23 protein-coding genes and 1 tRNA gene are annotated in these 25,293 nt (G+C 68.3%); 15 read left to right on the top strand and 9 right to left on the bottom strand.

All coding sequences use genetic code 11. The features are described from left to right. Together ACFPZ3_RS10420 and ACFPZ3_RS10415 are read left to right on the top strand one after the other, a co-directional pair. Positions 1-738 (top strand): ATP-binding cassette domain-containing protein, encoded by a 738-nt coding sequence (locus ACFPZ3_RS10420; protein ID WP_379513791.1) that lies wholly within the window; start codon positions 1-3, stop codon positions 736-738. Positions 739-740: 2 nt separating this feature from the next. Continuing rightward, complete coding sequence (locus ACFPZ3_RS10415; protein ID WP_379513962.1) at positions 741-1,607, top strand: ABC transporter ATP-binding protein; 867 nt, start codon at positions 741-743, stop codon at positions 1,605-1,607. Here ACFPZ3_RS10415 and ACFPZ3_RS10410 read toward each other — a convergent pair. Continuing rightward, positions 1,600-2,067: a MarR family winged helix-turn-helix transcriptional regulator gene (locus ACFPZ3_RS10410; protein WP_379513790.1), complete on the bottom strand. Its 468-nt coding sequence runs from the start codon at positions 2,065-2,067 to the stop codon at positions 1,600-1,602. The two genes, ACFPZ3_RS10415 and ACFPZ3_RS10410, sit on opposite strands and share 8 nt — an antisense overlap. A 73-nt stretch (positions 2,068-2,140) precedes the next feature. Between ACFPZ3_RS10410 and ACFPZ3_RS10405 the strand changes: the two genes are divergently transcribed. Further along, complete coding sequence (locus ACFPZ3_RS10405; RefSeq protein WP_379513789.1) at positions 2,141-3,523, top strand: MFS transporter; 1,383 nt, start codon at positions 2,141-2,143, stop codon at positions 3,521-3,523. Here the strand turns inward: ACFPZ3_RS10405 and ACFPZ3_RS10400 are convergent. After that, positions 3,501-3,857: a DUF742 domain-containing protein gene (locus ACFPZ3_RS10400; RefSeq protein ID WP_379513788.1), complete on the bottom strand. Its 357-nt coding sequence runs from the start codon at positions 3,855-3,857 to the stop codon at positions 3,501-3,503. The two genes, ACFPZ3_RS10405 and ACFPZ3_RS10400, sit on opposite strands and share 23 nt — an antisense overlap. Then, complete coding sequence (locus ACFPZ3_RS10395) at positions 3,850-5,736, bottom strand: sensor histidine kinase (protein ID WP_379513787.1); 1,887 nt, start codon at positions 5,734-5,736, stop codon at positions 3,850-3,852. The genes ACFPZ3_RS10400 and ACFPZ3_RS10395 overlap by 8 nt, the downstream gene beginning before the upstream one ends. Positions 5,737-5,900: 164 nt before the next feature. Here ACFPZ3_RS10395 and ACFPZ3_RS10390 point away from each other — a divergent pair, with 164 nt between their 5' ends. Continuing rightward, positions 5,901-7,460, top strand: coding sequence for an ABC transporter substrate-binding protein (locus ACFPZ3_RS10390; protein WP_379513786.1), 1,560 nt, complete (start codon positions 5,901-5,903; stop codon positions 7,458-7,460). A gap of 16 nt (positions 7,461-7,476) precedes the next feature. Here the strand turns inward: ACFPZ3_RS10390 and ACFPZ3_RS10385 are convergent, their stop codons facing one another. After that, complete coding sequence (locus ACFPZ3_RS10385; RefSeq protein WP_379513785.1) at positions 7,477-7,710, bottom strand: hypothetical protein; 234 nt, start codon at positions 7,708-7,710, stop codon at positions 7,477-7,479. A gap of 21 nt (positions 7,711-7,731) precedes the next feature. Here ACFPZ3_RS10385 and ACFPZ3_RS10380 point away from each other — a divergent pair, with 21 nt between their 5' ends. Together ACFPZ3_RS10380 and ACFPZ3_RS10375 are read left to right on the top strand one after the other, a co-directional pair. After that, positions 7,732-8,355, top strand: a complete 624-nt coding sequence (locus tag ACFPZ3_RS10380) for a hypothetical protein (protein ID WP_379513961.1) — start codon at positions 7,732-7,734, stop codon at positions 8,353-8,355. Between the two features lie 50 nt (positions 8,356-8,405). Then, on the top strand, positions 8,406-11,399 hold the full coding sequence (locus ACFPZ3_RS10375) for an AfsR/SARP family transcriptional regulator (RefSeq protein WP_379513784.1): 2,994 nt from the start codon (positions 8,406-8,408) through the stop codon (positions 11,397-11,399). On the opposite strand, the gene ACFPZ3_RS10370 is transcribed toward ACFPZ3_RS10375, so the two are convergent. After that, the gene (locus ACFPZ3_RS10370) at positions 11,390-12,118 is read right to left on the bottom strand and encodes an AfsR/SARP family transcriptional regulator (protein ID WP_379513783.1); all 729 of its coding nucleotides are present in this window, start codon (positions 12,116-12,118) and stop codon (positions 11,390-11,392) included. The two genes, ACFPZ3_RS10375 and ACFPZ3_RS10370, sit on opposite strands and share 10 nt — an antisense overlap. A 180-nt stretch (positions 12,119-12,298) precedes the next feature. Here ACFPZ3_RS10370 and ACFPZ3_RS10365 point away from each other — a divergent pair, with 180 nt between their 5' ends. The 3 genes from ACFPZ3_RS10365 to ACFPZ3_RS10355 all read left to right on the top strand — a co-directional run bounded on the left by ACFPZ3_RS10365 (position 12,299) and on the right by ACFPZ3_RS10355 (position 14,489). Then, positions 12,299-13,096: a hypothetical protein gene (locus ACFPZ3_RS10365; RefSeq protein WP_379513782.1), complete on the top strand. Its 798-nt coding sequence runs from the start codon at positions 12,299-12,301 to the stop codon at positions 13,094-13,096. Between the two features lie 272 nt (positions 13,097-13,368). Beyond that, positions 13,369-14,166 carry an exodeoxyribonuclease III gene (locus ACFPZ3_RS10360; protein ID WP_379513781.1) on the top strand — a complete coding sequence of 266 codons (798 nt, stop codon included), beginning with the start codon at positions 13,369-13,371 and terminating at the stop codon, positions 14,164-14,166. Positions 14,167-14,255: 89 nt separating this feature from the next. Further along, a complete protein-coding gene (locus ACFPZ3_RS10355) occupies positions 14,256-14,489 on the top strand; it encodes a hypothetical protein (protein ID WP_379513780.1) in 234 nt (77 codons plus the stop codon). A 72-nt stretch (positions 14,490-14,561) separates the two neighbouring features. Here the strand turns inward: ACFPZ3_RS10355 and ACFPZ3_RS10350 are convergent, their stop codons facing one another. Together ACFPZ3_RS10350 and ACFPZ3_RS10345 are read right to left on the bottom strand one after the other, a co-directional pair. Beyond that, positions 14,562-15,500 carry a cobalamin biosynthesis protein gene (locus tag ACFPZ3_RS10350; RefSeq protein WP_379513779.1) on the bottom strand — a complete coding sequence of 313 codons (939 nt, stop codon included), beginning with the start codon at positions 15,498-15,500 and terminating at the stop codon, positions 14,562-14,564. Beyond that, positions 15,484-16,272 (bottom strand): phosphotransferase, encoded by a 789-nt coding sequence (locus ACFPZ3_RS10345; RefSeq protein ID WP_379513778.1) that lies wholly within the window; start codon positions 16,270-16,272, stop codon positions 15,484-15,486. The genes ACFPZ3_RS10350 and ACFPZ3_RS10345 overlap by 17 nt, the downstream gene beginning before the upstream one ends. A gap of 90 nt (positions 16,273-16,362) precedes the next feature. On the opposite strand from ACFPZ3_RS10345, the gene ACFPZ3_RS10340 reads away from it, so the two are divergent. After that, positions 16,363-16,884, top strand: a complete 522-nt coding sequence (locus ACFPZ3_RS10340; RefSeq protein ID WP_379513777.1) for a ZIP family metal transporter — start codon at positions 16,363-16,365, stop codon at positions 16,882-16,884. A gap of 245 nt (positions 16,885-17,129) precedes the next feature. Further along, positions 17,130-17,203: transfer RNA gene (locus tag ACFPZ3_RS10335), tRNA-Arg, on the top strand. A 207-nt stretch (positions 17,204-17,410) separates the two neighbouring features. Here ACFPZ3_RS10335 and ACFPZ3_RS10330 read toward each other — a convergent pair. Both ACFPZ3_RS10330 and ACFPZ3_RS10325 read right to left on the bottom strand, forming a co-directional pair. After that, positions 17,411-18,976 (bottom strand): tyrosine-type recombinase/integrase, encoded by a 1,566-nt coding sequence (locus ACFPZ3_RS10330; RefSeq protein ID WP_379513776.1) that lies wholly within the window; start codon positions 18,974-18,976, stop codon positions 17,411-17,413. 1,161 nt (positions 18,977-20,137) lie between these two features. Next, on the bottom strand, positions 20,138-20,590 hold the full coding sequence (locus ACFPZ3_RS10325) for a DUF6119 family protein (protein ID WP_379513960.1): 453 nt from the start codon (positions 20,588-20,590) through the stop codon (positions 20,138-20,140). A gap of 519 nt (positions 20,591-21,109) precedes the next feature. Between ACFPZ3_RS10325 and ACFPZ3_RS10320 the strand changes: the two genes are divergently transcribed. From ACFPZ3_RS10320 to ACFPZ3_RS10305, 4 genes are all read left to right on the top strand, one after another. Further along, the gene (locus ACFPZ3_RS10320) at positions 21,110-22,084 is read left to right on the top strand and encodes a hypothetical protein (protein WP_379513775.1); all 975 of its coding nucleotides are present in this window, start codon (positions 21,110-21,112) and stop codon (positions 22,082-22,084) included. A gap of 654 nt (positions 22,085-22,738) precedes the next feature. Beyond that, the gene (locus ACFPZ3_RS10315) at positions 22,739-23,251 is read left to right on the top strand and encodes a hypothetical protein (protein WP_379513774.1); all 513 of its coding nucleotides are present in this window, start codon (positions 22,739-22,741) and stop codon (positions 23,249-23,251) included. Positions 23,252-23,415: 164 nt separating this feature from the next. Then, positions 23,416-23,655 carry a hypothetical protein gene (locus tag ACFPZ3_RS10310; protein ID WP_379513773.1) on the top strand — a complete coding sequence of 80 codons (240 nt, stop codon included), beginning with the start codon at positions 23,416-23,418 and terminating at the stop codon, positions 23,653-23,655. Positions 23,656-23,867: 212 nt separating this feature from the next. Then, positions 23,868-25,289 (top strand): type I restriction-modification system subunit M, encoded by a 1,422-nt coding sequence (locus ACFPZ3_RS10305; RefSeq protein WP_379513772.1) that lies wholly within the window; start codon positions 23,868-23,870, stop codon positions 25,287-25,289. Positions 25,290-25,293 lie beyond the last annotated feature (4 nt).

Raw genomic sequence — 25,293 nt, 5'->3', positions numbered from 1 at the left:
GTGATCGAGGTGCGCGGTCTCCAGGTGCGTTACGGCGGGCGGCTCGTGGCCGACGTGCCGGAGCTGGACGTGGGCGCGGGGGAGTGCGTGGCGATCGTGGGGGAGAGCGGGTCGGGCAAGACCACGACGCTGCTCTCGCTCCTGGGCCTCACCCCGGATGCCGAGATTTCGGGAGACATCAGTGTGTGCGGCGTGGACGTGCGAACGGCCTCCCCGCGCCGGCTCCGCGAGATCCGCGGCGCCAGGGCGGCGCTGGTGATGCAGTCGCCCCAGGCCGCCCTCAGCCCCGCCACCCGCCTCGGCGTCCTCATGCGCCGCGCGCTCAAGCTGCACGGCAGGGACGGCACGCGGGAGACCATGGCGCAGGCCGTCGAGGCGGTCCTGCTCGACCGCGAGATCCTGCGCCGCTACCCCCACGAGATCTCCGGCGGCCAGGCCCAGCGCTTCGCGATCGCCCTGGCCATCGCCCTGGGCGCCGGGGTGATCCTGGCGGACGAGCCCACCAGCGCGCTCGACGTCACCGTCCAGGCAGAGGTGGTCGGCGTGCTGCGCCGGCTGCGTTCGGAACGGGACCTGGCGCTCCTGCTCGTCTCCCATGACCTGGCCCTGGTCTCGACGATCGCCGACCGGGTGCTCGTCATGAAGGACGGCGCGGTGGTGGAGTCGGGCCCGGCCGCCACGGTGCTGGCCGAGCCGTCCCATCCCTACACCCGCGAGCTGCTGGAGGCGCTGCCGTGACGATGCTCAGGGCCGAGAACGTGACCCTCGGGTACGGCCGTCACCCCGTCGTCCACGACGTCACCCTGGACATCACCGAAGGCGGCGTGGGCCTCATCGGCGAGAGCGGCTCGGGCAAGACGACACTGGCCCGCGCGTTCCTGGGCCTCCTCCGCCCCATCTCCGGAAATATCTGGTACGGCGACCAAACGCTGAAAAAAGCGGACATGAGGATGTTCCGCAAGGACGTCCAGCCCGTCTTCCAGGCCGAGGCCCTCGACCCCCGGATGCGCGTCGGCACCTCCATAGCCGAGGCCCTGCCCCGCGCCGCCCGCCCCAAGGTCAGGGAACTCCTCGAACAGGTCGGCCTCGACCCCGCCCTGGCCACCCGCCGCCCCCACCAGCTCTCGGGCGGCCAGCGCCAGCGGGTGGTGATCGCCCGCGCCCTGGCCGTCGCCCCCCGCCTGCTCATCCTCGACGAGCCCACCAGCGCTCTCGACGTCACCGTCCAGGCCAGGATCCTCGACCTCCTGGCGTCCCTGGACACCGAACGCCTGCTCATCACCCACAACCTCGCCGTGGTGCGACGCCTCTGCCGCCTCTCGCACGTGCTCTTCGCGGGCCGCGTCGTCGAGTCGGGACCCACGAAGGACCTCCTGGCGAACCCGGCCCACCCCTACACCCGCGCCCTGCGCGACGCGGTGCCGAAGCTGGGCGGCGCCCCACCGGAGGCGAAGGGCAGGACCGAGGCCGTACCGGCGGCCACGGGGTGCCCGTTCAGGCTGCGCTGCCCGCTGGCCGTGCCGGAGTGCGAGCAGGCGCCGCCGCTGAGGGATGTGAGAGGCCGTCAGGTGGCCTGCCACCGCGCGGAGGACGTCCTGCTCACTTGAGCACCTGACGGGCCTTCAGGTGCTCCTGGAGATCGTCGGAGAGCTTGCCCAGCAGCCGGGACAGCTCAGACTTGTCCCGCTCGGGCCATCCGGCCAGCGCGCCACGGAGCCATTCGTCGGTGACCGCGCGGCACTTGAGCGCCGCCTCGGCCCCGCTGCTGGTGAGGGCTATGCGCCAGGCCCGGCCGTCGTCGGGGTCGCGTACCCGCTCGACCAGGCCGCGCTGCTCCAGCGCGGCCACGTGCCGGGTCACGTGCGGGCTCTCCACCTGCAGGCTTTCGGCGATCACCCCGATCCTGCGCGGCTCTTCCGCCTCCAGCAAGTCGACGAGGATCTGCACGTCGGGCCGGTCCAGCCGGACACCTGCGGCCTCGGTCAGCCGCTCATGCGTCTTGCCACGGTTGAGCGTGGTCACGAGCCGCCGGAAGGCGGCCACCGTCGTACGGAGATCATCGTCCATCCGGTTGCTTACCTAACTTAAGTATGTATTATCGAGTCTCGGTTACTTACCCAAGTTATCTAAAGGAGCCGTCATGGCGACAGTCGTCGCGCCCGCGTCGCGCGAGACCCCGACGAGAAATCCCTGGCCCGCGGTCATCGCCCTGTCCATCGCGGCCTCCATCGCCTCCTTGCAGAACACCGCGGTGGTGCCGCTCCTTCCCCTGCTGCAACGGGAGCTGAACGCCTCGCTGTCCGCCGTGACCTGGACGCTCACGCTGAGCCTCCTGGTCAGCGCGGTGGCCACGCCGCTGTTGTCCCGCTTTGGCGACATGTACGGCAGGCGCCGCATGATCCTCATCGCCCTGGTCCTGCTGGTGATCGGCTCGGTGATGGCCGCGCTGGCGACCTCGCTGGCCTGGCTGATCGTGGCCCGGGTGCTCCAGGGATTCGTGGCGGCGCTCGTACCCCTGTCGATCGGGGTGGTACGCGCCACGTTGCCCAGGAACCAGCTCGCGACCGGCATCGGGGTGCTGAGCGCGACAATGGGCGTCGGCAGCGGCGGCGGCATGATCCTGGCCGGCCTGGCCTCCGGCGACTTCCACCTGGTCTTCTGGATCGTCACCGGCATCTCGCTGGTCGCCGGGACCGTCGTGGCCTTCCTCGTCCGTGACAGCGCCCCGCCCGTCAAGGGTCGTCCCGACCTGCCGGGGGCCGCGCTGCTGACGGCCTGGCTCGTCGCGTTGCTGCTGGGCGTCAGCCAGGGCGGCTCCTGGGGCTGGACCTCGCCCGGCGTGCTCGGCCTCTTCGGCGCGGCCGTCGTGCTGGCGGTCGTCTGGGTGCTGGTCGAGCGCAGGGTGGCCGAGCCGCTGGTGGAGATGGCGATGCTGGTGCAGCGGGGCACGGTCGGGGCGACGGTGTCCTCGATGTTGCTCGGGTTCTCCTTCTTCACCCTCCTGACCGGCATGTCCGGCTTCGCCCAGGCGCCGGAAGGCTTCTCCGCCACCACGCTGGAGGTCGGGATCTACCTGCTGCCCAGCACGCTGTTCATGCTGGTGATCTCGCTGTTCGCGGGCCGGATCATGCGCCGTGTCCGTGCGTCGTCCATGGTGGCGGCGGGCTCCCTGATCACGGGTCTGGCGGCGCTCTGGCTGGTGGCCGAGCACGACGCCCCGGCCCACCTGTACGTGGCGTCCTCGCTGATGGGCATCGGCCTCGGCGTCGGGTACGCGGCCCTGGGCACCATGGCCGTCGAACACGTCGACCCGGGCAAGACCGCCGTGGCGGCGGGAGTGAACGCTCTCGTCCGCATCGTGGGCGGCAGCGTCGCGGGCGCGGCGATCGCCGCCGTGCTGGCAGCCGGAGGCGGCTACCCGTGGGTCTTCGGGGCAGCCGCCGGGGCGGGCGTCGTGGCCGCGCTGTTCGCGGCCGGGTTCGGCTATCTCAACCGGGGGATCACAGCGCCTTCAACCCACTGATCACCTCGAGGAGCACCTTGGCGTCCGGGGCGGGCGGCGGCAGCTCGACCTGGACGAGTTGCTGGGCGTGCAGGTCGCCGACCAGCACCCGGACCACGCCGATGGGCAGGTTCAGCTCGGCGGCGACGTCCACGAGCCGGGTGGGCTGGGTGCACTTCTGCAGGATGATCAGGTGCTCGGGGTCGAGGCCGCGGGGCGGTGTCAGGCCGCCGGCGGTGATGATCACCGCGATGAGGTCGATGGCCTCGCTCGCGGGCACCGTACGGCCCCTGGTCAGCAGGTAGGCGGGGACGATCGGACCGGCGGCCTCGTCCAGCCAGCGCTCTTCAGTCACTTCGCACCACCCGCATGGGCCGCGCGGGCTCCTTCTTGGGAGCCTCGGCCTCTGGTTCGGCCACGTGCTCTTCCGGGATCAACACGATCGCGGTGGTCCCTCCATATGGTGAACCGCGCAACGTCACGCGGATGTCGTGCCTGGCGGCCAGGCGGGAGACGACGAACAGGCCGAGGCGATCGCTGTCGGCCAGGTCGAACTCCGGTGGGCTGGCCAGCCGCTCGTTGTACTCGGCCAGCTCCTCTTCGCTCATCCCGAACCCCCGGTCCTCGACCTCGAAGGCGAAGCCGCGGGCCGCCGCCTCGCCGCGCACGATGACCGAGGTGTGCGCGGGGGAGTAGACGGTGGCGTTCTCGATGAGTTCGGCGATGAGGTGGATCACGTCGCCGACCACGGTGCCGTCCAGGCGCTGGCCGGACATCGGCTCGACGATGACCCGCTGGTAGTCCTCCACCTCGGCCGCCGCGCCGCGGGCCACGTCGAGCAGCGGCACCGGACGGCTCCAGCCGCGCCCGGGCGTGGCGCCCGACAGGATGATCAGGCCCTCGGCGTGGCGGCGCATGCGGGTGGTGAGGTGGTCGAGCTTGAACAGGTCGTCGAGCTGGTCGGGGTCGGTGGCCCGGTGCTGCATGTCCTCCAGCTGGATGCGCTGGCGGTGCAGCAGCGTCTGGCTGCGCCTGGCCAGGTTCCTGAAGACGTGGCCGACACCCTCACTGAGCTGCGCCTGGCCGACCGCGGCCTCCACCGCGGTCTGCTGGACGGTGGAGAAGGCCTTGCCCACGTCGTCGATCTCGACCGTGGTGCTGGCCACCGACAGCTCGGGCAGCTCGACGGGATCGCCCTTGCGCAGCTTGGCGACCACGTGCGGCAGCCGCTCCTGGGCCACCTCCAGCGCGGCCATCCGCAGCGTGCCGAGCTCCCTGGACAGCCGGTTCCCCATCCGCAGCGAGAACGCGATCGACACGATCACCAGCGCCAGGGCCGTGCCCGCGAGCAGGAACGCCCGCGACAACACCTGGTCGGCCACCGGGTCCGCGCGCTCGTTCAGCGTCGTGCTGGCCCGCATCTGGGCCTCCTGGAACGACTTGGCCAGGCCCTCCGTGGTGGCGAGCCAGCTCTGCGGCGCGGTGCCGGCGATGATCTGGTCCTCCATCATCCGCATGCGCTGGTAGGCGGCGGTAGTGATGAGGGCCACCTGGGGGTCGCGCAGCGCAGTGTCGAGCTCGGCCAGGCTCTGGTCGACGAGGAAGCGGCGGTTGCCGACGAGCTGGGTGAACAGCCTGCGCTCGGCGGCCGTCACCGTGCCGAGGCCGATGGCCTGCTCCCTGGTCAGCAGCTCCTTGGCGTAGCTCATGTCGATCACCACGCGGGACTGCTCGTAGATCGGGATGTCGTCGATCATCGCGACCCGCCGGTGCAGGCCGAAGAGGGTGTCGGTGATCGAGTTGTACGCCTCCACGGTGTGCAGACGGTCGGACAGGCCCGTGTCGATCTCACCTCGGACCGCGTCGAGCCTGTCGATTGCTGTGTACACCGCGTCCACCTGTGTGCGGATCTCTTCCGACTTGTCCTTGGAACTGCTGGAGAGTTGTCTGAACGCGTCCCTCGCGACGTCCGTACGGGTCCGCTGCGTCGTCACGGCGGACTTGTCCGCCGCGTTGCGCAGGAGTTGGGCCGTAATCAGACGTTCACGCTGGATCTCGCTGATGAGTTTGTACGCGGGAAGACGGACGTTCGTCCAGACTGTCTTGTATTGACGCAGCTCCAGGCTCTCGCTCGCGGTGACGGCGGTGATGACTCCCCACAACACCACCATGGAAGCCAGTGGCACCAGGAGTAGTCCGATGATCTTCATGCGGATCGTTCGGCTACGACCCATGGCACCTCATTCCGGTCGGTCCCAAGCTGGCAACCCCGGACGGGACAAGCCCCGAGGATAGCAATCCGATCACCGAAATGCCCAATTTTTCGGGACTTTTGGACATCTAAGCTTGATCTTTGGAGTAAGTTTCCGGGGTACATCGGGTGACAGAGGGGGACGCGTTGCGCCGTCGACTCGCAGCGGCCGCCGCGCTGATCCTCCTCACGGCCTGCGCGCCGCCCCCGGAGCCCCAGCGGGCCCCCGCGGGAGAGTCGTCGTTCGTCTACGTCAAGAACACCGACATCGTGACCGAGTGGGACCCCAGCCGCTCCTACTCCAACGAGATCATCGCCTTCCAGAACGTCTACGAGACCCTCACGCTCTGGAACCCGGTCACCAAGAAGTCCGCGCCCCGGCTGGCCACCTCATGGCGGTCGTCGGCCGACGGCCGTACCTGGACGTTCAGCCTGCGCCCCGGCGTGAGCTTCCACACCGGCAGGCCGCTGGACGGCGAGGCGGTCAAGGCCTCGATCGAGCGCACCATGAAGGCCAAGACCGGCGCCTCCTACATCTGGGACGCCGTCTCCTCCATCAGGGCCGAGGGGCCGCTCACGGTGACGTTCTCGCTGAAGTACCCGGTGCCGCTGGATCTGGTGGCCTCCGCCGGGTACGCGGCCTACATCTACGACACCAAGGCGGCGCCCGACCTCGGGAAGTGGTTCGGGCAGGGCAGGGACGCCGGGTCCGGGCCGTACACGGTGACGAAGTGGAACAAGGGCAAGGAGGATGAGCTCACGCTCTCCGCCTACGACGGGTACTGGGGCGGGTGGGGCCGGCCGCACTACAACGCCGTCAAGTACCGGGCCGTGCCCGACCCCGAGCGGGCGTACCGGATGTTGCAGCGCGGCGAGGCGAGCTTCGTGGACCGGCTCGACCCGCGACTGTTCGCCAGAGCCACGGCCGCGCCCGGTCTGCGCACGTCGGACCGGCCCTCGTTCACGACGGCGGTGATGTTGTTCAACACGGCCGCCGGGCCGATGAAGGACATCAGGGTACGCAAGGCCGTACAGAAGGCCATCGACTACCGGGGCCTGGTCAAGGCGCTCAAGGGCTCCGTGCAGCCGGCCACCGGCGTCGTGCCGGAAGGACTGCTCGGCCACGTGCCCGACCGGGTGCCCAAGCAGGACCTGGCCACCGCCACCCGGCTGCTCCAGCAGGCCGGTTACGGGCCCGGCGGGCGGCCGCTGCGGCTGCGGCTGACCTACGGCGAGGGCGAGGCCGACGAGCAGGTGCTGGCCAGGCGGCTACGGGCGACGCTGGCGCCGCTCAACATCACCCTGCAGGCCACCGGGATGCCCTGGAACGAGCAGTGGGAGCTGGGCAAGAAGCGCGGGCAGGACATCTTCGTCATGTACTGGTGGCCCGACTACGCCGACGGCTACTCCTACTTCGGGCAGGTCTTCCACAGCGCGAGCCCGCCCGTGCTCAACCTGTCCTACCTCAACGACCAGCACCTCGACGCGATGCTCGACACCGTGCCCGAGCTGACCGTGACCGACAAGCCGGCGGCGCAGCGGACGTACGAGCAGGCCACGACGCGCGTGATCGACCAGCGGGCGGCCGCCGCGCTGCCCTGGGTGGTCAAGTCGCGGCGCGCGTATCTGGGCGGCGTGCAGGGCTACGACGACAACCCCGCCTACCCCGACGTCGTCTTCGTCTACGACCTGCGCCCCTCCGGCTGAGCTGCGTCTGATGGCCTCACTCCGTGAGGCGGTCTCGGTCGCCAGATGCCGCCGTCTTCCCCCGCTCTGGTCGCTGCGCTCCCGCCGCACCTCCAGACGACGGCACTCCCTCGACGGCCCGCTCGCGGAGCCGGGCCCTGATTTCGTCGGGGGTGTAGGCGCGGCGGCGGCGTTCGGCGCGCGCGATCACCACTCCCGTGGCCGCGACACCCATGATTCCGGCCAATCCCAGCATCTTCCACCAGCGCATGATGCCTAGGCTAGCCTTGTGCTGACTCTCGACGAGGCCGTCAAGGTGACGAGGACCGGCGACCTGTGGATCTTCCGCGGGCGTTCGGTGCCCGACCGCGCCATCCAGACGATGACCAACAGCCCGGTCAACCACGTGGGCATGGCCATCGTGATCGATGACATGCCGCCCATGATGTGGCACGCCGAGCTGGGCAAGTCGCTGCTGGACCTGTGGGCGGGCACGCACCACCGCGGCGTGCAGCTGCACGACCTGCGCGCGGCGGTGACGACGTGGGCCGACCGGTACGACCAGCGGCCCTGGCTGCGCCAGCTCGACCCGGAGGCCACACCCGAGATGGAGGACTCCGCCCTGCGTACGGTGGCCAGGCTCGACGGCACCCCCTTCCCCTCCACCGCCAGGATGGCCGCCCGCTGGGCCAAGGGCCGCGTCCCGCGCAGGTTCGGCAAGGAGCGCACGCTGGAGAGCGCCTACTGCGCCGAGGTGGTGGCCGTCACCTACGAGGAGATGGGGTTGCTGCCGGCCGGGCGCCGCCCCAACTGGTACGACCCCGGCCGGTTCTGGAGCGGCGACGACCTGGAGCTGCTCCTGGGCCGCAGACTCGGCAACGAGATCACCATTGGGGTGGAGCGCACCCGCCACTGAGTTTCCGGCGCGACGATAAAGGCGTTTTTGACGCATTATGCTCGGTCGCAATGGACATCCGCGTGCTCGGCCCTGTCGAGGTGTTCGAGGGTGGCGCTCAGATACCGATAGAGGGGGCACAGCGGCAGTGCGTCCTCGGGCTGCTGGCGGCCCACCACGGGACGTACGTGCCGATGGACCGGCTGATCGAGGCGCTCTGGGAGGAGGAGCCGCCCAAGACCGCAAAGACCATCGTCCAGCTCAAGGTGTCGCAACTGCGTAAGACGCTCGGCGACCGCATCGCCAGCACGACGGCCGGCTACTCGCTGGCGGTGCCCGAGGAGGAGGTCGACCTCGTCCGCTTCCGCCGCCTGGCCGCCGAGGGCCGCTCGGCGGGCCGCCCCGAGCTCGCCGCGGCCGCCTGGGAGCGGGCGCTCGGGTTGTGGTGGGGGCAACCGCTGCAGGGCATCGGCACCGCCTGGGTCGAGCAGCGCGTACGCGTACCGCTGCTGCGCGAGGCGTGGGACCTGCTGGAGGAGTACGCCGCCACCCTGATCGAGCTGGGCCGCCACCGCGAGGTGCCCGCGCTGCTGCAGGAGCTCAGGCACGAGGAGCCGCTCAGGGAGACCCCGCACGCCCTGGCCATGACGGCGCTGTGGCACGACGGCCGCACGGCGGAGGCGCTGGAGCTGTTCCACGGCGTGCAGCGGGTGCTGGCGGGCGAGCTGGGCGTCGATCCCGGCCCCCGCCTGCGCGACCTGCACCAGCGCATCGTCGAGGGCCACCGGCCGCCCACGGTGCCGCGCCAGCTCCCCAGGGACGTGGCCGTCTTCGTCGGCCGGCGGGAGGAGACGGAACGCCTGCGCGCGCTGCTGCGCGACGGCCGCCTCGCCGTGGTGACAGGGGCGGCGGGCATCGGCAAGTCCGCGCTGGCCGTGCACGTCGGGCACCAGGTCGCCGCCGGCTTCCCCGACGGCCAGCTGCACGTGGACCTCGGCGGCCACGGCCAGGGCGAGCCGCTGCCGCCCGAGCGCGTGCTGCCCCGGCTGCTCGGCGCGCTCGGCGTGCCCGCGCCGCGCGACGCGGCCGAGCAGCTCGACCTCTACCGCTCGACGCTGGCCACCCGGCGCGTGCTCGTCGTGCTCGACAACGCCGCCCACGCCGAGCAGGTACGCCCCCTGCTGCCCGGCGGCTCGTCCTGCGGCGTGATCGTCACCAGCCGCGAGGCGCTGCGCGGCCTGACCCTGCAGGGAGCCCAGTGCGTAAGCCTGGGCACGCTCGCCCCCGACGAGTCCCGCGACCTGCTGGCCGACCTGGTGGGCCGCGACCCGGTCACGGCCGACCCGGAGGCCGCCGCCGAACTGGCCGACCTCTGCGGCCACCTCCCGCTGGCCCTGGCCATCGCCGGCGCGAACCTGTTCGGCCGGGCCGGCCTGCGCGAGTACATCGAGGAACTGCACGCCGACCGCTGGAGCACGCTGGCCGTCGAGGGTGACGCGCAGGCCACGGTGGCCACGGCGTTCGCCGGCTCGTACGCCGCGCTCGCGCCCGACACCCAGATGTTGTTCCGGCGCCTCGCGCTGGTGCCCGGCTGCGACTTCACCGCCGCCTCCGCAGCCAGGCTGACCAGGACGGACCCGGGCACCGCCAAGCGGCTGCTGGCCAGGCTCGCCTCGGCCCACCTGGTCGAGGAGCACGCGCCCGGCCGCTACCGGCTGCACGACCTGGTCGCCCTGTACGCCCGTGAGCACTGCACCGCCGGGGACGACGATCCCGCCGGGCTGCACGCGTACTACCTGCACACGGCCCGCGCCGCCGCGCCGCTGCTCGCGCCCTCGATCGACCTGCTCCCGCTGACGCACGAGGACCCGCCGCGCGACGGGGAGGTCTTCGACGGCGCCGACGCCGCGAACGCCTGGTTCCGTACCGAGCAGCACAACCTGCTCGCCGTGATCGACCACGCCGGCGGCCGGCTGTTGTGGCGGCTGGTGGAGACCCTGCGCGCCTTCATGTACGGCGGCTACCAGCCCAACGTGGTCATCGGGCCGGCCGGCCGCGCCCTGGCCGAGACCGAGCGGGCCGGTGACCGCGACGGCCAGGCCAGCATGCACCACACGCTGGCCAACGCCTGGTTCGTGCTGAACGAGCCGCGCCCCGCCATCAAGCACTACGAGATCGCCTCCCGCCTCTACGAGGAGGCCGGCTGGAAGGCCGGCACGCTCGCGACGCTGACCAACCTCATCGTGATCAGCGCCACGCTCGGCGACCTGCAGGAGAGCACGCGCAACCACGAGCGGGTCATCCGGTTGTGGGAGGCGTTCGAGCCCTCGGCGAAGCTGGCCGCCACGCTGGAGAACTACGCCATCAAGCTCCTGTGGGCCGGCCGCCCGCGCGAGGCGCTGGATCAGCAGCTCCGCTCGGTACGCCTGCGTCAGTCGCTCGGCGAGCCGCCCGGCTGGAAGGCCAGGGCATACTCCATCTTCGGCGACATCCACCTGGCCCTGGGCGATCTCGGGGCCGCGATGGAGGCGTTCGAGCAGGGGCTGGAGTCGGCGCGCGGCGTGCAACTGGCCGGCACGCTGTCCAGCGCCGCCATGGCCTGGCACATGAAGGGCGACGGCCCGCGCGCCGCCGAGCTGGCCCGCCAGGCCGTCCAGGTGGGGCGGGTGCGCGGGCTTGGCAGCGAGTACGAGGAGGCACGCAGCACCCTCGCCCGCGTCGACGAGTCGCTCGACCTCGCGGAACGTGTCGGCCTGCTGGAGGACGTGCTGGCCGCCTACCGGGACCGTACCTACCCCTACCTCGACACCCGGGCCCGCGTGTGGCTGGCCGAGGTGCTGCTCGACGGCGGGCGGCGGGAGGAGGCCGCCGCCCACGCGCGACAGGCCCGCGACGACGCCGTCCGCCACGGGATGCGGCGGCTGGAGGGCCTGGCGCTCACCCTGCTGGCGCGGGCCTGCCCTGATCGGCGCGACGACGCGCGCAGGGCCGTCGAACTGCATCGCGAGTACGGCCACCGCCTGGACGAGGCGGCGGCGCTGGCCGTACTGGGAGATCAGACCTGAGCGGCGAGCACGGACTCGAAGGTCGTGCGCAGCTCGTGCCCCGGGTCCACGCCGAGCTGGTCGGCCAGCAGGCGGCGGGTGCGTTCGTACAGCTCCAGCGCCTCCGTCTGCCTCCCCACCCGGTAGAAGGCCGTCATGAGCAGCGACACCAGCCGTTCCTGGTGCGGCTCGGCCGTCACGATCGCGCGCAGCGGCGCGACGGCCCGCTCCGGCTGCCCCAGCCTGAGCCTCTTGCGGGCCAGCTCCTCGACGGCCGTCAGCCGCGCCTCCTCCAGCTCGACCGCCGCCACCTCCAGCGACCTGCCGCTCCCCGAGCCGCCCAGGGCCGGCCCCCGCCACAGCCCGAGCGCGTCCTCCAGCAGGTCGGCGCCGCTCTGGTCACCCTGCCTCGCGGCCTCGGCGAGTAAGTGGCGAAAGCGCAGCGCGTCCACCTGCTCGGGGTCGGCCCGCAGCACGTAGCCGGACGAACCCGTCTCCACCGACGCGCCCATCAGGGTGCGCCGCAACCGGTACACATGTCCCTGCACGGTCATCCGCGCACTGTCCGGGGGATCTCCCTCCCACACGGCGTCGACCAGCCGCTCCACCGGCACCGGACGGTTCAGGTCCAGCAGCAGCGCGGCCAGCACGTAACGACGCTTGCGCGGCCCGAGGTCCAGGCCGCGTCCCCCCGAACAGGCGTCAATGGACCCGAGCAGGCGAAACTCCAAGTGATCCATCTGTCACATCCTGCTGGGGGCCGCTAAAACGCGACTAAACCCCGTTCCCGCTCGTCCCCGCTCGTCCCCGCTCGTTCAGGCTCGTCCCCGCTTGCTCACGCTCGTTCGCGCCAAGAGAACGCCAATCGGCTCTGTCACGGTCTTCTCCTCACCAGGTACGCCCACAGGAAGAGACGAAAGTTGATCACGAAGAAGGCCGCGATCGCTGTCATGGCAGGCTCGCTCCTCGCGGGGCCGGTGGCCGCCGTCGTCATGACGCAGCCCGGCAGCGCCGCCACTGCCGTCGCCACCGTCGCCACCACCACCGTCGCCGCCGCCAAGGACCGGCTCGGCCCCGGCGAGTGGCTGCTGCCCGGGCAGTCGCTGACCTCCGGGGGCGGCCGGTTCAAGCTCGTCCAGCAGGCGCAGGGGAACCTGGTGTTCTACGACGGCACCAAGGCTCTGTGGTCCTCGCCCACCTCGGGCAAGCCCGGTGCCAAGGCGACCATGCAGAAGGAGGGCAACCTCGTCGTCTACGGCATCGACAACAAGCCGCTGTGGTCCACCCAGACCGCCGGCAACCCCGGTGCGTACCTGCTGCTGCCCAAGGAGAGCGGCAACCTGGTGATCTACTCCAGGGACAACACGCCGCTGTGGTCCTCCAAGGCGTACATCGGCAAGCTGCCCTCCGGACAGACGCTGCAGCCAGGACAGTCGATCCAGTCGGCCAACGGCCGCTACAGGCTGATCCAGCAGGACGAGGGCAACGCGGTCCTGTACGACGGGCAGCGCAGCCTGTTCACCACGCCCACGGCCGGGCACCCCGGCGCCCGCTCGATCATGCAGGCCGAAGGCAACTGGGTCGTCGTCGACCGCTCCGACAAGGCGTTGTGGACGACCAAGACGGCGGGCAACCCCGGAGCCTGGCTCTCGGTCAGCAACGATGGGCGGGTCATCATCTACTCGCGCGACAACAAGCCTCTCTGGACCAGCCGCTGACCACGGGCCGGGCGGCCGTTCACCGGCCGCCCCGGCCTTCTCCCTTACGGTCCCTTCCGGCCGTTCACCGGCCGCCCGGCCTTCTCCCTTACGGTCCCTTCCGGCCGTTCACCGGCCGCCCGGCCTTCTCCCTTTCGGCCCTTTTCTTACGGCCCTTTTTCTTACGGGCCGTCGGTTTTCTTGCGGCCTGTCGGCGCTTTTCCTTACGGCCTGCCGGCGCCTTCCTTTCCCGCCTGCCGGTGCGCCGGCCGCGGCGATGGCAGGCTAGGGGGATGCGCCTGGCTACCTGGAACGTGAACTCGGTCAAGGCACGGCTGCCCCGACTGCTCGAATGGCTGGCCGAGACCAAGCCCGACATCGTGTGCCTGCAGGAGACCAAATGCGCCGCGGAGGCGTTCCCCGCGGCGGAGGTGGGCGAGCTCGGCTACACCGCCGCGGCCCACGGCGACGGCCGCTGGAACGGCGTCGCGCTGCTGTCCAGGGTCGGGCTTTCCGACGTCACACTGAGCTTCCCCGGCGAGCCCGGCTTCGCGGAGCTCGACGCGGTCGGCGCCGCCCGCCTCGAGGCCCGCGCGATCGGCGCGACCTGCGGCGGGATACGGGTGTGGTCTCTGTACGCGCCCAACGGCCGCAGCCTCGACTCGCCCCACTACATCTACAAACTCGACTGGTTCGCCGCCTTCCGCGACGCCCTCGCCACCGAGATGGCCCTCGGGCCGCTGGTGGCCTGCGGCGACTACAACGTGGCCCCGACCGACGCCGACGTGTGGGACCCAGCCCTGTTCGTCGGCGCCACCCACGTCACGCCCGCCGAACGCCAGGCGCTGGCGGACCTGCGCGAACTCGGGCTCTTCGACGTGGTGCCGACGCCGATGAAGGGGCCGCATCCGTTCACGTACTGGGACTATCGGGCCGGGATGTTCCACCAGAACAAGGGCATGCGGATCGACCTGGTCTACGCGAGCGAGGGCGTCGCCGGGCGGGTGCGGTCGGCGTACGTCGATCGCGAGGCCCGCAAGGGGAAAGGCCCGTCCGATCACGCGCCGATCGTGGTCGACCTGGAGGCATAAATACCGTCACAAACCGCTGTCGTCCGAGTATTCTGTGTTCTCCAAAGTTTCGGGGGGGTTAACTTCCAAGGACCACAGGGGGGATCTCCGTGGAACCTGCAGATGGTCGTGTCATTTTATTCGTCCTCATCGCACTCGCCGTCTTCACCCTTGGCCGTCGCTTCCAGGCCATGATCATCATGCGTCAGGTGTGGAAGCAGAGTGCCAAACAGGTCGTCGCCAGGAGGACGACGGCGCACAACGCGGCTAAGTCGGTGATCGGGATCGCCCTTGTCGCGCTGTTCGTCGCCTGGCTCGTACTCAACCTCAACCGCATGATGTGACTACGGCATCCATCGGGCTGTCTACGGCGTTCGCCGGGCTGTGTTCGGCGTTCGCCGGGCTGTCTTTGGCGCTCACCGGGCGGTCGCGCGGCGCAGGGACCAGGCCGTGAGGACGGTCACCCCCGCGGCGGCCAGGCTCACCGCCCTCGTCAGCCGCACGGCCCGGCGGATGTCCTTGACCTCGGGCCGGGGACCGTCACCCATCGTGGGCCGGTCCTCGGTCCTTCCCTCATAGACGTTCCGTCCTCCCAGCGTGACGCCGAGCGCGCCGGCGAAGGCAGCCTCGCACCGGCCGGCGTTCGGGCTGGGATGCCGGTGCCCGTCCCGCTTCAACATCGCCCGCGCCCCGCCGGCGTCGGGCCCGGTCAGTACGGTGAGCACGCCGGTCAGCCGCGCCGGCACGTAGTTCGCCACGTCGTCGAGCCGGGCGGCGGCCCAGCCGAACCGCTCGTACCGGGCGGAACGGTGCCCGATCATGGCGTCCAGCGTGTTGATCGCCCGGTAGGCCAGCAGCCCCGGCACCCCCGCGACCGCCCCCCAGAACAGTGGCGCCACGACGGCGTCCGAGGTGTTCTCGGCCAGCGACTCCACCGTGGCGCGTGCCAGCTCGGGCGCCTCCAGGTGGCGTGGATCCCGGCCGCAGAGGTGGGGGAGGCGGGCCCTGGCGCGTTCCAGGTCGTCGTGTTCTAGGGCGTCGGCCAGGTAGTCGCCCTCCCGGGCGAGCGTGGTGCCACCGAGCACGGCCCAGGTGGCCACTGCGGTGACGGCCGTCCTGGCGGCGCGGTTGCGTACCGTCTGACCTGCCAGAACGCCGAGCGCGGCGACGCCACCCACGCACACGGCGACGTGCAGCACGCCGCGCGGCCGATCATCCGCGTACAGGGCCTTCTCCAGCCTCCCCGCGGCGCGCCCGAACAACGCGACGGGGTGGGCGGAGCTCTGCGGGTCGGCGACGAGCCGGTCGAGGGCCACGCCGAGCGCGAGCCCCAGGGGGTCACACCAAATGAGCATGAAGCTCATCTTCGTGCACATCCAACCAGGCCGCGGCCCGTCGGATGCGCTCGCCGGCGCCCCCCGCCCACATCTTCGCCCAGTTGCCCCCAGCCGTCGCGCGGGTGCGCATAACGGTGTAGGAGCGCTGAAAACGAAGCCGGGCCAGCGCGAGAAGCCGTCGCCGGTCGCGCCGGGCGACCCCGTAGGCGTCGCAGAACAACCGCAGCCGCGCACCCACGTCAACGGTACGCAGCAACGGGACACGATCGACGGGGTCGGCGATGGGCGCCCAGTGGCGAAGCGTGGTGACGACGTCGAAGAGCCGGGTGGTGGGCCGCGCCAGGTCGAAGTCGATCAACGCGTACGGGACGAGGGAGCGCGGCTCAAGGACCACATTCGCCGGCGTCAGATCGCAATGCCCGATGACCTCCGGCAGATCGTCATCGTTCGACCCCCCTCCCCACCTCGTCTCCGTCAGCGGGAACCCGACCGTCGCATCGTGATAGCGCCGCAACAATCCGGCCAGCTCCACCAGCGCCTCGTCAGTCACGCTCTCCAGCCGGAACCCGGTCCGCCCCGGTACGAAAGTGAGGATCTCCCGACCGAACTCATCCATCCCCAGCACCCTCGGGGCCCCGTCGAACCCGGCGGCTTCCAGGTGTCTGAGCAGGGCGTGCACGGCGGGTGTCGACGTATTGGCCGGTCTGCGCACGGTGTCCCCGACGCGCACCACCCCGTCTGTCACGTCCCCGCCCTGCAGGGGAATCTCATGCAGGAGCGTCGCGAACATGGCACGGAATCTTAGACCCATTTGCCCTACCCGCGCCCGGCCTTTTCCAACCCTGGGTATCGCACCCCCGTCGCGCTAACCTGGCGCTTCATGCCGATCCTGCTGTCGCCGGCGGCGTTCCTGATGACGCTGCTGGGCGGACTCGTCGCCGACCGCGTCGGCAAGCACCGCCACCTCGTCCTGGGGTTCGCGGCCGGCGTGATGCTGGGCGTGGTCGCCTTCGACCTCGTCCCCGAAACCCTGGTCCAGAGCCCGTTCAGGGTGCACGGCGGACCCCTGCCCATGCTCACGTTCGCCCTGGCGTTCCTCGCGATCCACATCGTGGAGCGCTCCATGGGCCTGCACGACGCCCACGAGGGCGACTACGCCACCCACCGCCACACCCGAACCGGCGTCGGCCTCATGGCCGGCTCAGCCCTCGTCGTCCACAGCTTCCTGGACGGGGCCGCGTACCAGACCGACACATCTTTGGCCGTGGCCGTCGCGATAGGAGTAATCGCTCACGATTTCACGGACGGCTTCAACACGTACACCGTGACCTCCCTCTACGGCAACGCCCGCCGCCGCGCCCTCACCCTCGACGCCCTGGCCCCCTCACCGGCGCCACCCTGACCACCCTCCTCACGATCCCGTCCGCCGCCCTCGCCGCCTACCTCGGCCTCTTCTCCGGCTTCCTCCTCTACCTGGCCACCTCCGATATCCTCCCTGAGGCCCACACGCCGAGACACGCCACCGGTTGGACACTGACCACAACCGTGCTGGGGGCGCTGTTCATGTGGGGTGTGATCGGTTTGACAGACTGACACGGGGAAAACGTGTGCGTGACATGTCGCCGGATCATGCACAATAAGGCGGGAGCGCCCTTAGCTCAGCTGGATAGAGCACCGGACTTCTAATCCGACGGTCGCAGGTTCGAATCCTGCAGGGCGCGCTTTGATCATGGCCTGACCTGCGGCGATGCGGGATCGGATGCGTTCTAGAATTTTCCTCTGGCGTTTGTGTGCTCCCTGCGTGCTCGGTTGCACCAACCCTGCACATTCCATGATCATTTGCTAGCCCCGGCTTCTGCGTCAAGAGCAGCGGCCCCGCCCCGCCGTGAGCAGGCGGCGAATGCGGGGCCGGATGCTTAATCCGACTGTCAGCTCCTCAGCGAGATGACTTTGCCCGGTTCGGCCTGGTCTGCCTCGCCGAAGAGCAGAGCAGCGGTCTTCTCGGCCGCGGCCGTGGCGACCTGTGGGTAGACGGAGGTGTAGGTGTCGGCGGTGAACGCACTGGAGGTATGTCCGAGCGTTTCCTGTACCACCTTCATCTCCACCCCTGCCGCGAGCATGAGCGAGGCGGCGCCGTGGCGCAGGTCGTGAAGCCGGATGGGCGGTAGCCCTGCGAGGTAGGCGAGCCAGAGGAACTGGTCGGAGACGTGTTGCGGGTGCAGGCGGCTGCCGTCGGGCTGGGTGAACACGAACTCGGTGTCGGTCCATGCCTCGCCCATGCCCAGCCGTTCCTGTAGCTGCTGCTGCCGGTGGGTGCGCAGGACCCGGGCGGTGTCGGTGTCCAGGGCGATGGTCCGGACCGAGGCGTCGGTCTTCGGAGTTCCCTCATGAACCTGCCAGGCCAGCTGCACGAGCTGCCAGTTCACCGTCAGGGCATGGCCGTCGAGATCGACCTCCTTCCAGCGCAGCCCGCACGCCTCGCCACGGCGCAAGCCGCGGAGCGCGATCAGCCGGTAGAGGGCGAACAGGCGATGCGCTTTGGCTTCTTGGAGGAACCGGCGGGTGTGCGCGGGTGTCCAGACCATGACCGGGGAGGGGCGTGGCACGCTGGTGTAGGCGTCGATCGGGTCGACCCGCCGTCCGCCCCGGCGCTGCTTCTCCGTCTCCCGGTAGTTGCGGTAGTCCTGCTGCCAGGCGCGCACCCGGTCCTCGGTCCACACCACAGGTCTGGGCCGGGTCTTGGCCGGCATCTCCAGCACGGCGGCGGGGTTGAAGTCGATGAGCCGGTCTTGCCGCATGGCCATGTTCAAGGCGTGGCGCAGGGTGGCGCGGATGTTGTGCATGGTGGTGACGCTGATCGGCCGCCGGTACTTGACGCTCTCGCGCACCTGCGGGTCGGAGTCGGCGCGGCGTTCGGCGATGCTGTCGTTGAACTCCTCGATCTGCTCGAACATCAACGCGATGTCGCTGACCTTGAGCTGCTCCAACCGCAGCCGCCCCAGATACGGGGTCAGGTAGAGGCGGATGTGGCCCTCGTAGGAGCGGCGCGTGGTCTCCTCGATCTTCCGCTTCCGATTGAGGAACTCCGCCAGCCACTGCTCCACGGTGATCTCCTGGGTCAGATGCTGCCCGGTCTTGACCTTGCGGCGGACCGTCTCCACATTCGGGAGAGCGTCGGTCTCGGCCAGCGTCCGCTTGATCAGATCAGCGATCTGGGTACGGGTGGCGGGCGCCCGCGGATCGGCCAGCGCCAGCAGGTCACGCACCCGACCGAGTTCGGCCTCGGCAGCGTCCTGGGAGTCGAACCCGCCGCGGCGCAGCGGCCCGCGCCGCTTGCCGTCCGGGGTAGGCGGGAGTTCGATCTGGTAGTTCCAGATGCCGTGCCGATAGCTCCACCCGCCGCCGGGACGGCGCAGCTTCGGGCACTGCTGCCCGAGCGGCTTGCCGTCGTCGTCGCGGCAGGAACAGCGTTTGAACGTGCGTCCTTCAGCCATCGTGTGCCTGGTCCTTCTTTCTCGTTGGTGCCGCCGGTCTGGCCGTTGTGGGTTATGAGCGGGTGGCCGCGGCCGACGCCCCTGGTGAGGGCGTTGGTGCGTTCCGTTTATGGCGGCTGTCTCGCCACAGCCGTGTCGGCCACGGCCACAGATGTGGATGTGGGCCAGCGTCAGCCCGGCCGTCATCGCCGCCGTTGGAGCGGTGACGGGGCGCGGGCGCGGGCGGCCGCGGGCCCATCTGGCACGGCCGATGCGGTGGGCGTGATCAGGCGAGCACGCACGTGGTCATCGCCCACCGGTATCGATGGCCGTGTCGGACAGGGCGTATCGACGCGCACCTGGATGGCAGGGGTCAAGCCGAATCCGACGGTCATGGCCGCACGGGGCGCAGTCCGTCCCAGCGTGGTGTCGTCGCTAGGCTTCCGCGTCGCTGTTCGGCGTGCCGCGGCATAAGGGCGGAGCCTTGAGCACGGGTGTAGCGCATCGGGTGCAGGCTCGGTGAGACAGCCGGTCCCAGAGTCGCGATTCCCGCGCTGGCGTGGAAGTGAGTTGCGCGGCCGCTGCTGATGAGCCCAGCCGCGCACAAGCGGATCCCGGTCGTCTGTTCCGGCCGGGACTGGCCGAGGCGGCCTGCGCCGTGGATGACGTGGTGGTGTAGTGGTTATCTGGCGTCACGATGGCGTGGCCCGTCCGCCCGGGTCACCTGATCCCTGTCACCTTTCTAAATACCTGTCTCCAGCCCCGAGTTCGGACATCAGACGAAGCAAAGATTCGGCCACGACAGTCAGCCAGAGCAGGCGCACCAGCTCGGCCTCATCAACGTTCCAGCCTGGGTGGTAGGCACCTCGGCCCTATCCGGATGAAGGCGATGGTGGATACGGTGCTCAAGATGTGGGCGACAAAGCGCCAAGGTCTCGAACCTGTGGATTTAAAAGTCGACAGCATCAATGCTCGACCGTGCCAATCTATATTTTAATGTACTATTCTAAGTGCAGATACCACTCGCCGAAATGTCTAAGAATGGCGTCCGGTGTCATGCTTTATCAGATGCCGAAGAGCAACTCCCGAGCAACCGAACGGCGCTTGGCGCGGAATTGACCGTCCGGTTTCGATGGTTTTGAGGCGTCGACTCTGTGAGCCGATCACTTTCAGAGGAGCATCTCAGGGGGTAGACCTTGGGGTGGGCCATACCTGGAGGTGAATCTTGCCCGAGTCAAGCCGCCTCGGTGCACCCCGCGATGGATTCTGAGGCGCTGCTGGTACCGTCACGGGTCGGCGACTGTCAGGAAGACGAGTCTGCTCCTCCCTCCGGCGTGACCATCCTGGTGGCCGAGTTCGAGAGATGGAGATGATCTCCACACGCACGCCCATCACTTCCAGGGCGGTCACCGCGTGCAGTAGCGAGACCTTCGCGAAGGCGAGCAGGGAGCCTGGGGTCAGCGGTACCCAGTCCTTGAGCAGGATGCCATAGATCAGGGTCAGCGATCTGAACGTTCTGTCCAGGGGGTGGCCAGGGGCGAGCTCGTCGACCTTGGCAAGGAACTTCTCCTGGGCCTCGGTATCGAAGCGCAGGGTTTCCATAGCTACCTTGCCCTGCGCGAAGAGGTGGTTCAGCTCGGCGGTTGCTTCTGCCTTTTTTCGCGCAAAAAACTGGCTGGCTGATCCTCGGACAATTTGTCGACAAGAAGTTGGTAGAGGCTGGGAGCGGGACGGACCGCGGGGAGTCCGAACGCGGCAGCGGACACGTTGGCCGCTGCGGGATGGTCAGACAGCTGCCTGCCCTGGAACGAACACCATCACACGATGCCCTACGCGAGTACGAACAGGTCTACAGCGCGCACTGAGCCCACCAAGCTCTCGAACAGGCAGCTCCAGTACATTCTGTCCCGGCTCCGAACGCCGATCCAAGACGAATCACTGCCCTGAACCTACGTCGACACAGCTTCAGAGGATTCCTTCACCAGTACTCATATGCCGCTTGAGCTGCACGGATGAGTTTTCGGCAGGTGCGCAGCCGAAATGATCTCACTCTATGGTCGATAGTGGTATAAGCGGGGCCCTTTGATCAGGCATATCAATGCGAATGCTTGCGCAAGGGACACGATACCCAGCAACTCGTGGCACCCTAGAGCCATGAGTTCGCCGCCACCTCAGCGCCGCCCCCAGCAGCCAAAGCCTCCGACCGTCAAGCGCAGCGTCTACTTCTACCGAATCGATGCGGGCGCCGATGAGACGGGCATCCCGAAGAACATCGATGCCGATCTTGCGGCCGGCCTCAAGGCAATCGATGATCTTCCCTTCGACTCTGCCAATCGCCGGTATATGAACCAATCAGATGGCAGCAGTTTGTGCGCTTGGATAGATGCCGCTGAGGAAGTGACCAGGCTACGGTTCGGGACTATTAGAAAGAACGCTCTTCCGCAATCCGAATTGGGAGGAACTCTCCGCAATCTCGCACTCGGTGCAGAGGAAGGGTTGTGTGAGACGTCGCATATTTGTCTCTTTCCTGATGGGATTGTCGGAGTGGAGCATAACTTCTACGGTCCCCGCGCAAAGCGCCTGCCTGCATATATGATGCACGCTCTTTCTGGAGCAATTCCATCATTCGCGATGGAAGTCCTGCTTAATCACGACGTAGCCAAGCAGCTGGAAGGAAATAAGTTTGTCCGCAAGCTGACCTTGCGTGTCCGTAAATCCTATACATCCACTATCGGGGAGGCCAACAAATCTCTGGGACAGGCCCTCGAAGCTGCTGCTCTGGGAAGCGATGCTGCAGTTGTCGGACTTATACTCCAGCCGGAACCTTACAAGAGGGTGGACCTCAAGTCCGATCTTATTCACTTCTTGCGTCGAATCATGCGTAAGGAGGATCTTCGTGAGCAGACCCGGGAGCTCAAGGCGACCATCGTTAACGAGCAAACCGGAAGAGCCGACGAAATAAACCTCCTCGAGGATCAGCTCATCAGTAAGAAGACGATCCTTCGGCAAACCTCGCGATCTAGGGTACTCAACAGCGACGATGCTTACCGAAAGATAGAGGAGGCTTACAGAGAGCTACGCGAAGATCTTTTGTCAGCCTCGTCCGCTAGTGTGTCCTCAAAGGGGTAAAGCCAATCTCCCGAAGAGGTGCAACTGATGGTGTGGCGGCGACTTCCCTCCTTCGCCAAAGAGCTCTCCGTATTCGCCGCCATATCCTTAATGCTCTATCAGCTATCGCTGCTACCAGAGTTGGATAGTCCGCTGCGAAGCATCCTTCTAGATCGCCGGAAGGAGATCTATGCCGCAACTCTCGGACTCCATGGAACTCTTCTAGGTTTCATCATTGCAGCCATCACTATCGCCCTGTCTTTCGTAAACTCTCCCAGATTCGAAATATTGCGCAGGACCGAGCAGTGGCCTCGTCTGTTTGGCTCCTATACAAGAAGTATGAGGTGGGCTGCCATGGCTACTCTCCTATCGTTTGCTGCACTGCTGGTTGATAACGACACCAGTCCGAATCGGCTTGCAGCGACTCTATGTTTTGCTGCCATCCTCCTTGCAGCATTGACCATTGCGCATATGCTATGGGTTACCGAGAAGACCGTAAGGGTCGCAGTCGCCGCGAAGCCCAGGATGCCAGGAGAATAGTTCGGGCGGATGGAAGCTGCTGAACGGGCTGCCGCTCCATAACTAGGCGTTCTCCCGTGCCAGTCGCAGCACCAGCAAGTGGATGGACCGGACGGTGCGCGGGCGTCCACGCCCGCGAGGCGCGCTGGCCGCGGCGTGAGGGCGCCGCAGCAGATCGCGGTGCCGGCGCAGGACGGTGTCGGGCTGGACTGGCACCTGTCCTGGCCACTCTGCCTGCCGGTCCTGGCCCAGCTGTGGCGTCCAGGACGTACCGGCAAGATCGCGTTCGCCCGGGAGATGGTCGAGGCGATCGCCGCCCGCCACCCTGCCCTGGTGGCGCACGCTGTCGACGATGCCGCCTACACCGGTGAACACCTGCGGGGCCTGGACCCCTCGATCACCTGGACCAGCCGGCTGAAGGTCACCTCGGTCCTGCACGCCCTGCCCCCACCCAGAACCGGCAGGTCCGGACGGCTCGCACCAAGGAGCCCGGCTGGGCACCCCGGCCGACCTGGCCGCGACCGACACCTGGCGCACCACCCGGGTACGCCGCTACGGACACACCGATACCGTGCAGAACAGCGAAACAACGTGTCTGTGGTACGGGCCGTTCCGCAGCCAGAGCATCCGCGTCGTCCTGGTCCGCGACATCCACCCCCGCACCCGTGACGGCGACGATCGCGGCTACGGCCTGCCCCTGATCACCACCGACCTGCACTCACCCGCCGAAGACCTATCGCCCGCTACGCCGCCCGCCGGTGCATCGAGGTCGCCTTCTTCGACGCCCGCCAGAACCTCGGCATCGCCAAGCCCGCAACCGCACCCGACCCGCAATGGAACGCACCGTCCCGTTCGGCGTGATCTGCCTCAGTCTGACCATCCTCTGGTACGCCATGAGCGGACACAGCGCCGCCGACACCGCCGAACGACGGGCACGCTCGCGCTGGTACACCACCAAGACAGAACAGTCCTTCGAAGACATGGTGATCAAGCCGGATCTGGCCATCGGCCGCCGTGGCCCAGAGTGGCCTGATCCCGTGCGGCCTGTTCGAGGCGGAGCTAGCCGATGCTGACTGACCTTTGCTCGCTTTTTTGTGTCAGTCCCCTCCGCTACGGTGCGGATGGGCCTGGAGTTCCGCCTGACTCCCAGGTACGCAGGAGACCGAGGTGCGCGAAGATGGCTTCATGACGCCTCGTCAGCGGACGTGCGTTGCCTTGCGTGGGCGCGACTACCCAGTGGGCCGGCGCAGCCATGCACGTTGAGTGATTCCCTGTGAGGAGCCTTGTGAGCACGCTTGGTAGTTTTATCTGGTCGATCGCCGACCAGCTCCGGGGTCCCTACCGCCCCAACCAGTACGGGAACGTGATCCTCCCGTTCACGATCCTTCGGCGCCTCGACTGCATCCTGGAGCCGGACCGTGAGACCGTCCGAGAGCTGGCTGCGATCTACGAGAACCCGAACCGGCTCCGGACTGAGGTTAAGAAGAAGACTGGCCGGCCGTTCTACAACTCTTCGAAGTACGGCTTCGCCAACCTGCTGCAGGACGCGGACGGGCTCGAGGACAACCTCGTCGACTACGTCGACCGGTTCTCCGCCGGCGTCGATGTGTTCGAGTACTTCGACTTCAAGAAGGAGATCATCGCCCTGGAGCGGGCTGGTCTCCTGCGCGAGATCGTGAAGTCCTTCGCGGCCGTCGACCTGCACCCCGATGTGGTGTCCAACGCCGACATGGGGGACGCGTTCGAGTACATCATCCGCAAGTTTAACGAGGCCGCGAACGAGACCTCTGGTGACCATTACACGCCGCGCGACGCGATCCGGCTGCTGGTCGACCTGCTCTTCGCCGAGAAGGACGCTGACCTGACCGAGGCGGGCATCGTCCGTACGCTCTACGATCCCACCGCCGGCACCGGCGGCATGCTCGCCCTCGCCGAGGAGCACCTGCTCGCGCAGAACCCGGACGCCCGATTGAGCCTGTATGGCCAGGAGTACAACCCGCAGTCGTACGCGATCTGCAAGTCTGACCTGCTCGCCAAGGGCCACGACGCGTCCAACATCGCCTTCGGTAACACGCTCACTGATGACGCCTTCAAGGGCCGCCAGTTCGACTTCTGCATGTCCAACCCGCCGTACGGCGTCGACTGGAAGCAGTACGCCAAGGCCGTCACCAAGGAGCGTGACGAGGCCGGCCCGTACGGCCGCTTCGCGCCGGGCCTGCCGGCCGCCTCGGACGGGCAGATGCTGTTCCTGCTGCATCTGGCGCATAAGATGCGCGCACCCGAGGACGGCGGCGGCCGGGTCGGGATCGTCATGAACGGCTCGCCGCTCTTCAATGGGGCCGCGGAGTCCGGCCCGTCCAACATCCGCAAGTGGCTGCTGGAGAACGATCTGGTCGTGGCGATCGTCGCACTGCCGACCAACATGTTCTTCAACACCGGCATCGCTACCTACATCTGGATCCTCGACAACACCAAGCACCCCGACCGCAAGGGCCTAGTCCAGCTCATCAACGGCACATCGTTCTGGACCAAGATGCGCAAGAACCTCGGCTCCAAGGGCCGCGAGATCAGCGACGCAGACCGAGCCAAGGTCGTCCAGCTGTACGCCGACTTCGCCGACGCCGACCCCGACTACTCCAAGATGCTCCGCATCGACCTATGCCGACATCGCGACTATGCCGAGTACCGAGCCGCAGGAGCTGGCTGAGCAG

The sequence above is a fragment of the Nonomuraea insulae genome (assembly GCF_042656245.1).
Note: the sequence above shows the minus strand (reverse complement) of the source record. Positions and strands in the feature narration are given on the sequence as shown.

Excerpts from the sequence above, each read along its gene's own strand:
- ACFPZ3_RS10415 (WP_379513962.1), top strand. The coding sequence starts at position 741 with ATGCTCAGGGCCGAGAACGTGACCCTCGGGTACGGCCGTCACCCCGTC.
- ACFPZ3_RS10405 (WP_379513789.1), top strand. The coding sequence starts at position 2,141 with ATGGCGACAGTCGTCGCGCCCGCGTCGCGCGAGACCCCGACGAGAAAT.
- ACFPZ3_RS10330 (WP_379513776.1), bottom strand. The coding sequence starts at position 18,976 with ATGGCTGAAGGACGCACGTTCAAACGCTGTTCCTGCCGCGACGACGAC.
- ACFPZ3_RS10350 (WP_379513779.1), bottom strand. The coding sequence starts at position 15,500 with ATGCTCATTTGGTGTGACCCCCTGGGGCTCGCGCTCGGCGTGGCCCTC.
- ACFPZ3_RS10395 (WP_379513787.1), bottom strand. The coding sequence starts at position 5,736 with ATGGGTCGTAGCCGAACGATCCGCATGAAGATCATCGGACTACTCCTG.
- ACFPZ3_RS10375 (WP_379513784.1), top strand. The coding sequence starts at position 8,406 with ATGGACATCCGCGTGCTCGGCCCTGTCGAGGTGTTCGAGGGTGGCGCT.
- ACFPZ3_RS10340 (WP_379513777.1), top strand. The coding sequence starts at position 16,363 with ATGCCGATCCTGCTGTCGCCGGCGGCGTTCCTGATGACGCTGCTGGGC.
- ACFPZ3_RS10385 (WP_379513785.1), bottom strand. The coding sequence starts at position 7,710 with ATGCGCTGGTGGAAGATGCTGGGATTGGCCGGAATCATGGGTGTCGCG.
- ACFPZ3_RS10320 (WP_379513775.1), top strand. The coding sequence starts at position 21,110 with ATGAGTTCGCCGCCACCTCAGCGCCGCCCCCAGCAGCCAAAGCCTCCG.
- ACFPZ3_RS10370 (WP_379513783.1), bottom strand. The coding sequence starts at position 12,118 with ATGGATCACTTGGAGTTTCGCCTGCTCGGGTCCATTGACGCCTGTTCG.
- ACFPZ3_RS10410 (WP_379513790.1), bottom strand. The coding sequence starts at position 2,067 with ATGGACGATGATCTCCGTACGACGGTGGCCGCCTTCCGGCGGCTCGTG.
- ACFPZ3_RS10310 (WP_379513773.1), top strand. The coding sequence starts at position 23,416 with ATGGAACGCACCGTCCCGTTCGGCGTGATCTGCCTCAGTCTGACCATC.
- ACFPZ3_RS10360 (WP_379513781.1), top strand. The coding sequence starts at position 13,369 with ATGCGCCTGGCTACCTGGAACGTGAACTCGGTCAAGGCACGGCTGCCC.
- ACFPZ3_RS10345 (WP_379513778.1), bottom strand. The coding sequence starts at position 16,272 with ATGTTCGCGACGCTCCTGCATGAGATTCCCCTGCAGGGCGGGGACGTG.